Source organism: Colwellia asteriadis (assembly GCF_039523295.1).
GTDB classification, from domain to species: domain Bacteria; phylum Pseudomonadota; class Gammaproteobacteria; order Enterobacterales; family Alteromonadaceae; genus Colwellia; species Colwellia asteriadis.
Genome location: NZ_BAAAFA010000012.1, coordinates 88,538 through 100,252, shown reverse-complemented (window position 1 = coordinate 100,252; position 11,715 = coordinate 88,538). Strand labels below are relative to the sequence as shown.

Here is an 11,715-nt window from a genome sequence, read left to right as displayed (position 1 = left end):
ATTATACCTAAGACATTAAAAAAGCCACTATCAAATAGTGGCTTTTCATTTTATAAACGCTCATCAAGCTATTTATATATGTTTGATAAATACTTGAGAATTACGCTGAAAGTTGTACATCTGTTTTTTCCCTTCTGGTAACGCATCTAAATTTTTCTCGATGAAACCTTGCTCTCTAAACCAGTGTCCACTTACGGTGGTTAATAAAAACAATGACGACAAACCTTGCATTTTAGCCTCTAACTCTACAGCCTGCATCACTCGTTCACCACGATTACCGTTACGATAATCAGGATGAATTACCACACAGGCAACTTCACCTGTAGCAACTTCTGGGTAAGGATATAATGCCGCACATGCAATAATGACATCTTCCTTTTTAAGCACAATAAAACGACCTATTTCTACCTCAAGTAGCTCGCGAGAGCGTTTAACTAATACCCCCTCCTCTTCCAAAGGCTGTATCAATTCTAAAATACCAGCAACATCATCAATACTAGCAACGGCTATCAGCTCTTTATGATCTTTGGCAATTAACGTACCGGCACCATCTCGGGTGAATAACTCTTGCAGTAATGCAGTATCACTTTGATAGCTAATACAATGACAGCGTTCAACACCGTTTTCACCACTTTGAATAATTGCCCGTAACAATAATTGCCGTACATGGCAGTCTTTTTCATCTAGCAAAGTTTTTACCGTTCTAACACTACAACTTTTGATTAACTCCCCAGTATTATCGATTAAACCTTCATCTTCAGTAAAAGTAATTAATTTATCGGCTTTTAAAGCAATAGCAGTTTGCGCGGCAACATCTTCTAAGGCTAAATTAAAAACCTCACCGGTTGGTGAATAGCCAATAGGCGACAATAATACAATAGAGCCATAATTTAACTGCATGTTAATGCCGTCAGAATCTATTCTGCGCACAACGCCCGTGTATTTATAATCTACACCGTCACGGACACCCATTGGTTTAGCAATGACAAAATTACCTGTACTAACACGTATTTGCGAGCCATGCATCGGTGAATTAACTAAACCAGTACTTAGTAGCGCTTCAATGTGTAAGCGTAACGAGCCCGTTGCATCTTTCACCGCAACTAAAGTTTCTGCGTCGGTAATGCGCACATTTTTTTCTATTTTTCGCTCAATATCACGCTGCGCCATGCGCTCTTCAATTTGTGGTCGTGCACCATGCACAACCACCAATTTAACGCCTAAGCTACGTAACAAAGAAATATCATGGATGATATTAGCAAAATTAGGGTGTAGTACCGCCTCACCACCAAACATTAACACAACGGTTTTACCACGATGCGCATTAATATACGGCGCGGCATTTCTAAACCATTTCACGTTGTTGATATTATTGTCCATAGACTTCAATTATTTTCCTATGCCTTTCTTATGCACGTTATGGGGTAATACTTGCACGGTTAACCATGTATTGCATGGCAACCTCATCATTGGGATCTTTATGCGGGCTAGGCTCGCTATCCTCAATAATGTTGTCTGCTAATGAACTTTTATCAATTAAATTAAAGCCTAACTTAGTGAAGTACTGTGGAATATAAGTCAGTACAATTACTTGCTGTAATTCCATTTGATGAGCAAACTCGAGTAAGTACTGAATTAATGCTCGACCTTGACCTTGCTTTTGAGCATTTTGTTCAATAACAACCGAACGAATTTCAGCTAAACCTGTTTGATAAATATAAAGTGACGCTGTGCCAACAACTTTTCCATCAAGCTCTGCAACCACAAAATTTTGAATATCGTGAATAATGTTGTCACGAGTACGCGGTAAAATTTCGCCTTGCTCTGCCCAAAACTCTGTTAACGCAAAAATATTATCTACGTCTGACATCCGCGCACGTCTAACCGACATTGCCGCTGCCTTTTGAGCATTTAAACGCTGCTTCACTTGTTTTAAAGCTGAGCTTATTTGTATTTTACTTGGCGCGCCTACCACTTGAGCATTCAAGCTATCGTGATTACCTTGAATATCAGCAAGGGCTTTTTGTACTTGAGTTCTTGAAGTACCGCCAATAGCAACACGTTTATCTAAACATGACTCAATGGATAAGTGCCCAAAAACATCTTGCTCAATTTTGTCACTGTATTGTTGCAATTGTGCTAATGAAAAATCTTCTAAAGCGTGATCCGCTTCTATCGCCGCTAAAACAACTTCGCCAACAATGTGATGCGCTTCACGAAATGGCACATCTTTACTTACTAAGTAATCAGCAAGTTCAGTTGAGTTTGCATAGCCTTGTTGAGCTGCGGCTAAAGTGCGAGCTCTATTAACTTTTAAGCCATCAGCAACCAACACTGCCATTTCCATACATTCTTGCCATGTATCAAGCGCGTCAAATAAGCCTTCTTTGTCTTCTTGCATGTCTTTGTTATAAGCCAATGGTAACGCTTTCATTGTTACCATCATACCAGACAATGAGCCCATTACGCGCCCTGCTTTACCACGAATTAATTCACAGGCATCGGGGTTTTTCTTTTGCGGCATTAATGATGAACCTGAGCTCACTAAATCGCTCATTTCAACAAAGCCGGCTTCCCCTGAGTTGTAGAAAATTAAATCTTCAGCAAAACGCGATAGATGCATCATAGAAATGCTGGCATTAGAGAGTAACTCTAATACATGATCTCGGTCTGAAACCGCATCTAAGCTGTTTAAAGTAGCACTTCTAAAGCCTAAGTTTTGCGCTAATAAATCGCGATCAATTGGGTAAGCAGTACCTGCTAAAGCACCAGATCCTAATGGTGAAGTGTCTGCTCGATAAAGGGTGTCTTTTAAACGACCAATATCACGGTCAAACATTTCAACATAAGCCAAACACCAGTGACCAAAAGTTACGGGTTGAGCACGTTGTAAGTGGGTATAGCCAGGTAATACGGTATTGCTTTCGCGCTCTGCTAAATTAAGCAGCGCTTGTTGTAAACTCACAAGGGCGAATAAAATTTCTCCCCCTGTTTCTTTACACCATAATTTTAAGTCGGTAGCGACTTGATCATTACGGCTACGGCCTGTATGGAGCTTCTTACCTAAATCACCTGTTTTTTCTATTAGGTTAACTTCAACCCAGCTATGAATATCTTCAGCATCCGAAAGTAAAATCTGTTGAGGATTTTCTTCAACTGAAGCTTTTAATTCAAGCAGTGCTGCTTTTAAGCGAGTAAATTCATCCTGACTTAATACGTCAACTGTTGTTAACGCTTCAGCCCACGCAATTGAACCAACAATATCTTGTACTGCCATACGGTAATCAACAGGTAATGAGTCGTTGAATTTTTTAAACTGTACACTCGCTTTTTCTTTAAAGCGTCCGCCCCATAGTGCCATAATTATTTGTCCTTACTTGCTTTAAGTACTGAGTCAGCTTGAGAAAGTGCTGTAATTCTGCTTGATAAACTGAACAAACGAATAAAGCCTTCAGCATGCTTTTGGTCGTAAACATCATCAGCACCAAAGGTTGCAAACGCTTCTGAATATAAGCTGTTTGGTGAACGACGTTGAATGACTTGTGCCATACCTTTGTATAACTTAACCACAACATCGCCCGTTAGTTTTTCAGCAAATGAAGCCGCTGAAGCTAACTGTGCTTTAGCTAATGGTGTAAACCAACGTCCATCGTAAATAACATGTGAGAATTCAAGACCAACTGACTCTCGGTACTTTAATGACTCTTTATCTAAAATTAAGGTTTCTAATCCTTTGTATGCCGCCATTAATACCGTACCACCTGGAGTTTCATAACAACCACGTGACTTCATGCCAACCAAACGGTTTTCAACGATATCAATACGACCAACGCCATGAGCAGCTGCTTTATCGTTTAGATACATTAATGCGTCATACGCACCTGCTCCGTTTTTACCTGAAAAGTCTTTACCATCAACAGCAACTAACTCACCTTCTACAAAGCTAAGCGCTACTTTTTCAGGCGTGTTAGGCGCATCCATAGGATCTACGGTCATAGTCCATACTTCTTTTGATGGCTCACACCATGGATCTTCTAACTCACCACCTTCGTGAGAAATATGCCATGCGTTTGCATCACGGCTATAAATTTTAGTTAATGAAGCTGAGCAAGGAATATTACGCTCTGCTAAGTAATCTAATAAATCTTCACGAGAAACCATGTCCCACTCACGCCATGGTGCAATAACGGTTAACTCTGGCGCTAACGCTGCAAAACATGACTCAAAACGCACTTGGTCATTACCTTTACCTGTACAACCATGACAAACCGCATCCGCACCAACTTTTAATGCCACTTCAACATGGGCTTTAGCAATAACTGGACGCGCCATTGAGGTACCTAATAAGTACTGACCTTCGTATACTGCACCCGTTTTAAGAATTGGGTAAATATAATCTTTTACATACTCTTCTTTTAAATCAACAACGTGACACTCACTTGCGCCCGATGCTATAGCTTTTTCTTTAATGCCTTCAAGCTCTTCTTCGCCTTGACCGACATCCGCACAAAAAGCGACAACTTCACAGCCTTCATAATTTTCTTTTAACCACGGAATGATCGCTGAAGTATCTAAACCGCCAGAATAAGCCAGAACGACTTTTTTAATTTTTTTCTTTGCTGCTAATGCCATGATTTTCTCTCTAAAATTTGTTTAATTTGTTAAGTTAACAATTAAAATCATTAACTGGGTTATGTGGTTTTCTACGTTAATATCTCTATTTTTCTCTGTTAGCTAAATTAGCTGAACAAAGAAACTAATACTGCGTTTTGCGCCCACATTCTGTTTTCTGCTTGTTGAAAGACTACTGACATTGCACTATCAAATAATGCCGTGGTAATCTCTTCTTCTAAATGTGCTGGCTGACAATGCATTACAATACTTGCATCGGCTTTTTCCATTAATTCATGGTTCACTTGATAAGGCGAAAACTTCGCTAAAATGGCCGCTTTTTTACTGGCATCTTCATCACCCATCGATACCCAAGTGTCGGTATAAATAACATCTTGATTACCAATAACATTAATATCAGTAGTGCAAGTAAATTTACTGCCTGACTTAAGGGCTAACTGTTCGGCTTTACTGATCATTGCTGCAGTTGCTTCATGCCCTTGAGGTGTTACTAACGTAAAATCGACCCCTAAAGTAGCCGCCATAATCATCAATGAATTTGAAACGTTATTACCATCGCCAACATAAGCTAATTTTACCGTTGATAAATCGCCAAACTGCTCAGTTAAGGTGACAAAGTCTGCGAGTGCCTGACAAGGGTGGAATAAATCACATAATGCGTTAACCACCGGAACACTTGCATGTTCAGCTAAGTCTTGAATAGCATCATGGCTAAAGACACGCGCGACAATTAAATCAGCAAAACATGATAAATTTTTTGCATAATCACTGACCCGTTCACGCTCACCTAACTTGCCATTTTGCTGGCCTAAGTAAAGTGCGTGTCCACCGAGCTTATTGATACCCATATCAAAACTAACGTGAGTTCTTAGTGATGGTTTTTCGAAAATCATTGCCACAGATTTACCCGCAAGTATTTGATTATACTGTTGTGGTGATTTTTTAATTTTTATTGCTAAATCAATTAAGGCTAATAATTGCACTTTTGTTAACTGATCGTCAGCTAAAAAATGTGCTAATTTGTTGGTATTTGTAGAAGTCGACATAAGTATTTTCTCTAAATTAGTAAATAACAGCTTTGATATAAGTTGGTGAGCCTTGCAACCTAATGAGGTTGAATTTGTGTACCCACACCTTGGCCATCAAGCAATTGCATAATTTGCTCTGGCGATTGCCAACTGGCAACCGCGATACTTCGTCGTAATTGTTTAGCCGCATGTAACGCAGCATTCACTTTAGCGGTCATACCGCCAGCAATAACACCTTCATTAATAAGGCTGTGAGCTTGCTCATGATCAAGTGATGATAAATACTCACCATCACTACCTTTTACGCCATTAACATCGGTAAGTAGTAATAGCTCAGCATTCAATAATTGACAAATAGCAACGGCAGCATCATCAGCATTAACATTTACCAGCTCACCACTAGGCAAAGCGCCAATAGATGAGATCACGGGAAGAAATTCAGTTTTAAGTAAGCTGTCTAATAATTTACTATTATTGGTTTTAGGAACACCAACAAAGCCTAATTCTAATAGGGATAATTCACAGCTAACCATATCGCCATCATTCAATGATAAACCAACCGCCATAAGTCCCATGCTATTAGCCGTAGCAACAATAGACTTATTCACAGTACCTGCTAAAGCACCGCTAATAATAGACATTTGCTCACTGGGTGTTACACGCAAGCCATGCTTTTTTTCTGTGGTAAAACCTGCTTGGGCTAGCATTTCATCAACCACACAGCCACCGCCATGTACTAACACCACTTGCTTGTTACGCAGCTTTGCAATAACCGCTAACAAAGCTTGTAAAGCTGATTCTTTCTCAAGAATTGCGCCACCAATTTTAATCACTAAAGGCTTAGTTGCTGTTGTTTTACTTGTGGTTGAGAATGTATTCATTAGTATGCTCTAGTTTTTTACATTTGAACTAGCGGCTGTTACCGATAGCATTGAGTATTCACTAGGTAAACCTAATGAAATATTAAAACACTGTAAGGCTTGTGAAGCAGCGCCTTTGAGTAAGTTATCTATAGCACAACTCACTACAACCACATGTTTTTCTTCATCCACTTGCCAATGAATATCAGCAAAAGGGCTATATTCAACATTCGCAATTTCTGGCCACGCACCAACCATTCTAATTAAAGGTTTATCGCCATAAGCCTGCTGAAAAGCCATATCAACCTGTTTAGCACTCACTTCTTCTTTCAATTGCATAGTAACCGTTGCCATTAACCCCCTTTTATAAGGCGCAAGGTGCGGGTTAAAAATCACGCTAGCATGTGCTTCTTGTGATATTTCAGGTTGGTGTCTATGCTGTAAAACATTGTAGGCTTTCAAACTCACTTCATTAAAGTTGGTTGCTAAACTTGCACTTCTTCCTGCCCCACTAACACCGCTAATACCGTTAACAACAATTAAAGAGTTCTCAACATGTAACTTATTAATGGTTATTGGCTTAAGCCCTAATAAACTCGCCGTTGGATAACAACCAGGTACAGCAATTAAGTTAGTTTGTGCAATGTCTGTTTCTTGCCACTCCGCTAAACCATATTGTGCGCTATTTAGTGCATCAATATTGGCATGTTCAAAGCCGTAATATTTAGGGTAGTCTGTTGACTCTTTCAAACGAAAACCGCCTGACAAATCAAAAACCTTTACGCCTGCATCAACAAAAGCTTGTGCCCAATCAGCACTAAACTCATGTGGTGTTGCAAAAAAGACTGCATCTAAATGCACGGCACAACAATCAAACCAACTAGCAGAAAACGCTTCTAGAGGTAAATCACAAAGGGTTTTAAAACGCCCATGTAAATCACTAAAAAGTTTCCCTTCTGAGCTGCTATTTTCAGAAACTACTAAATGTTCTATAGATACGCCATCATGCTGGCACAGTAAGCCCACAAGCTCAGCGCCAGCGTAACCACTAGCACCAATTACTGCCACTTTTTGCATACTGTTATTCGAATCTAATCTAGCCTTTGCCATTTTTGATGTAGCCTTATCAAAGTATGTTATTTACACTATAATGCTAAGTTAACACTAGGTGGGTAGTTATGCAACTAATTAGCATAACTATTTAAGCTTTTATTCCAATTTTTTGAGATATGTCATGACATCATTACCTAATTTCACCGATAGCCTCTCGCAATTAATAGCCTGCTCTTCTATTAGCTCTACATTACCAAGTTGGGATCAAGGTAATTTAGAGGTTATTCAATTACTTGCTACTTGGTTTGAGCAATTAGGTTTTACCATTGATATACAAGCTGTACCTGATACAAGTAATAAATTTAACTTACTCGCTAAGTTAGGTAATGGTGAAGGCGGTTTGTTATTAGCTGGCCATAGCGATACCGTGCCTTTTGATGAAAATCGTTGGCAGTCAAACCCGCATCAAGTATTAAATCAAGATGACAAGTTTTTTGGTTTAGGTACCTGTGACATGAAAGGTTTTTTTGCGTTTATTCTGCAAGTCACTAAGGACTTGAATGCAAAACAGCTCAAAAAACCTCTTTATATACTTGCCACTGCCGATGAAGAAACCACTATGGCAGGAGCTCGATTTTTCGCGAAAAATCAACATATAAAACCTGACGTGGCCATTATTGGTGAGCCAACCAATTTAGTGCCTGTAGTGATGCACAAAGGTCATATGTCGCATCGAATTAGTGTTGAAGGTAAGTCGGGTCACTCAAGTAAGCCTAACTTAGGCATTAACGCCATAGAGATTATGTATAAAGTCATTGGTCAGTTAATCAAATTAAAAGAAACGTTTGATACAAACTATAAAAATGATGCTTTTGATGTACCGGCACCAACACTTAATTTAGGTGCCATTTCAGGCGGAGATAATGCCAATAGAATTTGTGGCCACTGCCATTTAGACATTGATTTACGTTCACTACCGGGTATGAGTGATGCTGAATTAATTAACTGGCTAAGCGATGCCTTAAAACCACTAGCAGAGCAATATCCCGGTCGTATTACATTTGAAGAGATGCACCCAAGTTCACCGAGCTTTGAGCAAAAGAAGCAAGAGCAATCAATTAGTGAGTGCTTTATTAGTGTTGCCGAAGAAATTAGTGGCCATAGTTGCTGTGCAGTAAACTATGCAACTGAAGCACCTTATATTCAGCAACTTGGCTGTCAAACCATAGTAATGGGACCGGGCTCTATTGATCAAGCTCACCAGCCTAATGAATTTTTAGCTCATAGTGAAATAGATAAAACCGAGAAAATTTTGCTCTCGATGATTCAGCGTTATTGTCTTAGTTAACCTGGGTTATTTACGCTCTTGTTATAGTTCTTAAGAAAAAATGGCACGTTTTATACGTGCCATTTTTTTATTATTGATCGTGATTATTGTGGTGTAATAAAAACTTAATGTTACAAGTATTTCAATGCAATAGAGTCTGGGTGTTTCTTCTTAAAACCTCGATACCACAAACAAAACGGATAAAGCAGTAACAATAACACTCCCGTAATAATGTAGGTATTTGTGAGATTGGTAAAGTTATCTAAACCACCGTATGTAGCTGTACCCGTTAAAAAAATACGATGCACTAAATAAAACATCATCGACGTTTGCCCAAATACTAACAAAACACCATTAGGTCGAGTACCGATGCGTTGTTCTATTTTCATCATCGTTGCTAAAATAATCGCCATCAAACCTAACTCTAAGGTAATAAAACTAATAGATGGTGGGTATTTACTTACGTGTAACCATTGCTGCCAGCTAAAGTCCTCTCGATACAAAAACATATTACCGTAGTCATTAAAATAACGTACCGCCACAAAGCTTATTATTAAAAAGCTCCCTAAAGTAAACAATAGTTTCGCTGGTGAGGTTTTTATCTTACCTTCACCAAAATCAAGAATATAGCGTCCGAATACCCAGCCTAAAATCATCACGGACAACCAAGGCACAGCGGCATAAGAAATACTTAAATCAGCGGTATTGTACTTACCCACTAGTAAGGCAACTATTATTGATTGCTCCTGTCCGTGAGCAAACCAAAATTGTGCGGTAACTAATTCACCACCAATAATCCACGCCAGCGCAATAACAAGTAATTGTGTGCTTGATAAGCGACGGAAAAATGCCATACACATCATTGCGACTCCAATAGCATATAACACTTGAAAAGTAAGTTTACCTGAGAAAAATGACGTGATTGTTGGATCTAACAAGGCAATAAAAGCCCCTCGCAATAAAATATCTTTATCGATGCCTTTACTATCAATGCCACGAGCAACCTTACGCTCAACGCTAATAGCCAATGCAGTGCCGGCTAAGAATACAAAAACAGGTGCACAAATATGGCTGATCCAACGGGTAAAAAACTCAAACGCTGGTAATGGGTCTCCCACGGTATAATTGGCTGCGGAATCATTTGATATATGACCGGCATTATAGGCCATTGAAACGTGATCAAGCACCATGATAATCATCACAAAGCCTCTCATCCAATCGATAGCCGATATACGTGTTGACTTAACCATACCTATTAATATCCTTAATTAATGTTAGTCTGATTTATTCCATATTTTTTGGTGTGATTTAATAGAAAAGTATTCTTTTGCATGCCAACAGCGCGGTAACAAATCAAGTTTTTTCCGCTCATTTGCATTAGAGCTTAATAGCTCTAAAATTTCATTTAAACGCTCTTTACTTAATGACGCTAACTTTTTGGCCGTTTGAGTAAAGTATAAATTCATCGTTTTAGTGATGATAATATCATGCCCGAAACCAATAAAAGCAAGCTTGCGGGTAGTCATTCGACAATGTGGTTCATCTGGATTTTTTGGATAAAGGCTATTAACAATACCATACTCGTAACAGTCCCCCTTATCACCAAACTCACTAAAAGGCATGTAAACAATACCAAAGCCCTGAGGGAACATACCGGTAATTTGGTATAAAGCATCAACCACATTTTGTGAACAAGCACCTAACTCGGCATTTTTATTCAGTACCTGATAAACCTGCGGCAACAGCTTATAGTTATAAGTACTTTTCGTTGAGAGAACGATAGAAGTATAAATTTGTGGTACTTTTAAAATATTGCCAATAGAGCTACGGGGTTTTACACTCGACTTTATTAACTGCTGAATAAAGTTCAGTTTTTCTTTCTCGTCTTTCTTAAATTGCTCACGTTCGGCTTTGGTGTTGCCAGCAAAAACAGGAATGCCAATACCTTCTGAAATATAATGAATAGTTTCACGGTAATTAATCTGCAATAAAGCTTTACGTTGCTCAGGCTCTAAAGTGCGAAAAGGGTTTTCATTACCCTCAGGTCCGTAAATTATTTCCTGGGCTTTAGGGTGAAAGTTACCAATATCTTGTAATAAAGCAGCCATTACAATAGGCACTTTTATTTGGTGAAGGAAGTGTTGCGCCTTTTCTTTGTCATAAGCGGTAAACTCTTTGTAATTACCTGCGGGGACATCTCCAATATATTTTAAAATATTGGTTTCAACAATTTGACCATCAATAATTAAGTGATCTAATAAACGTAATGCTAAAACCGCTTTATATAGTGGTTTACACATTTCATTACTTGCTGCGATCCTTTTTCCTTCGGTAGGGCAAAGTAACTGAATAGTACCTAAAACTTGTGCCGATTTTCGATTGCTTTCAGCAAAACTATCACCTTCAACAAGCTCTATAACTTCTAAACAAAGACCCAATAAGTTACTGTATCGGTCGGTACGTTCTAACTGAGCTAACTCTTCTTCATTAGGGGTAAGCTTTTCATCAGAGCTTTTGAATTCTTTATGCTCAAAATAATCAATGGCGCGATCAAGTAAGGTATCTTTTTGTGGACTTCTAGCATAAAGGCGAGAAAGTAAACGCTGCACTTGGCGAGTATGATAAGTTTGATGAGGTGAGTCGCTTGCCATGTATTCACTTATTATTGATAAAAACTTAATAGATATTAATAATGGGAGCAAATAAACATAAAAGCAATAGTCACTTGCATAACTATTGCTTTTATAAACTAAAATCGGTGAGTCTGTTGCTCAGCTAACCTTATGCTACCAAACGAGTATTATTCGTTGATACC

9 protein-coding genes are annotated in these 11,715 nt (G+C 38.8%); 1 reads left to right on the top strand and 8 read right to left on the bottom strand.

All coding sequences use genetic code 11. The annotated features are described in order from the left end of the window. Positions 1-72: 72 nt before the first annotated feature. The 6 genes from argA to argC all read right to left on the bottom strand — a co-directional run bounded on the left by argA (position 73) and on the right by argC (position 7,630). On the bottom strand, positions 73-1,380 hold the full coding sequence (argA, locus tag ABD005_RS16315; protein WP_215979422.1) for an amino-acid N-acetyltransferase: 1,308 nt from the start codon (positions 1,378-1,380) through the stop codon (positions 73-75). 37 nt (positions 1,381-1,417) lie between these two features. Continuing rightward, the gene (argH, locus tag ABD005_RS16310; RefSeq protein ID WP_215979421.1) at positions 1,418-3,361 is read right to left on the bottom strand and encodes an argininosuccinate lyase; all 1,944 of its coding nucleotides are present in this window, start codon (positions 3,359-3,361) and stop codon (positions 1,418-1,420) included. A gap of 2 nt (positions 3,362-3,363) precedes the next feature. Beyond that, the gene (locus ABD005_RS16305; protein WP_215979420.1) at positions 3,364-4,632 is read right to left on the bottom strand and encodes an argininosuccinate synthase; all 1,269 of its coding nucleotides are present in this window, start codon (positions 4,630-4,632) and stop codon (positions 3,364-3,366) included. 107 nt (positions 4,633-4,739) lie between these two features. After that, complete coding sequence (locus ABD005_RS16300; RefSeq protein ID WP_343818752.1) at positions 4,740-5,678, bottom strand: ornithine carbamoyltransferase; 939 nt, start codon at positions 5,676-5,678, stop codon at positions 4,740-4,742. Positions 5,679-5,737: 59 nt separating this feature from the next. Beyond that, on the bottom strand, positions 5,738-6,541 hold the full coding sequence (argB, locus tag ABD005_RS16295) for an acetylglutamate kinase (RefSeq protein WP_343818750.1): 804 nt from the start codon (positions 6,539-6,541) through the stop codon (positions 5,738-5,740). 9 nt (positions 6,542-6,550) lie between these two features. Next, positions 6,551-7,630 carry an N-acetyl-gamma-glutamyl-phosphate reductase gene (argC, locus tag ABD005_RS16290; RefSeq protein ID WP_343818749.1) on the bottom strand — a complete coding sequence of 360 codons (1,080 nt, stop codon included), beginning with the start codon at positions 7,628-7,630 and terminating at the stop codon, positions 6,551-6,553. Between the two features lie 124 nt (positions 7,631-7,754). Here argC and argE point away from each other — a divergent pair, with 124 nt between their 5' ends. Then, entirely contained in the window at positions 7,755-8,921 is a 1,167-nt protein-coding gene (gene argE, locus ABD005_RS16285) for an acetylornithine deacetylase (protein WP_343818748.1), read from the top strand. A gap of 110 nt (positions 8,922-9,031) precedes the next feature. Here argE and ABD005_RS16280 read toward each other — a convergent pair whose 3' ends face one another. Both ABD005_RS16280 and ABD005_RS16275 read right to left on the bottom strand, forming a co-directional pair. Continuing rightward, positions 9,032-10,150 (bottom strand): acetyltransferase domain-containing protein, encoded by a 1,119-nt coding sequence (locus ABD005_RS16280; protein WP_343818747.1) that lies wholly within the window; start codon positions 10,148-10,150, stop codon positions 9,032-9,034. Positions 10,151-10,174: 24 nt separating this feature from the next. Continuing rightward, the gene (locus ABD005_RS16275) at positions 10,175-11,551 is read right to left on the bottom strand and encodes a hypothetical protein (RefSeq protein ID WP_343818745.1); all 1,377 of its coding nucleotides are present in this window, start codon (positions 11,549-11,551) and stop codon (positions 10,175-10,177) included. Between the last annotated feature and the right edge of the window lie 164 nt (positions 11,552-11,715).

Bases quoted from the DNA above. Each gene is read 5' to 3' on its own strand.
- ABD005_RS16275 (WP_343818745.1), bottom strand. From the start codon at position 11,551: ATGGCAAGCGACTCACCTCATCAAACTTATCATACTCGCCAAGTGCAG.
- argA (WP_215979422.1), bottom strand. From the start codon at position 1,380: ATGGACAATAATATCAACAACGTGAAATGGTTTAGAAATGCCGCGCCG.
- argE (WP_343818748.1), top strand. From the start codon at position 7,755: ATGACATCATTACCTAATTTCACCGATAGCCTCTCGCAATTAATAGCC.
- ABD005_RS16280 (WP_343818747.1), bottom strand. From the start codon at position 10,150: ATGGTTAAGTCAACACGTATATCGGCTATCGATTGGATGAGAGGCTTT.
- argB (WP_343818750.1), bottom strand. From the start codon at position 6,541: ATGAATACATTCTCAACCACAAGTAAAACAACAGCAACTAAGCCTTTA.
- argC (WP_343818749.1), bottom strand. From the start codon at position 7,630: ATGGCAAAGGCTAGATTAGATTCGAATAACAGTATGCAAAAAGTGGCA.
- ABD005_RS16305 (WP_215979420.1), bottom strand. From the start codon at position 4,632: ATGGCATTAGCAGCAAAGAAAAAAATTAAAAAAGTCGTTCTGGCTTAT.
- argH (WP_215979421.1), bottom strand. From the start codon at position 3,361: ATGGCACTATGGGGCGGACGCTTTAAAGAAAAAGCGAGTGTACAGTTT.
- ABD005_RS16300 (WP_343818752.1), bottom strand. From the start codon at position 5,678: ATGTCGACTTCTACAAATACCAACAAATTAGCACATTTTTTAGCTGAC.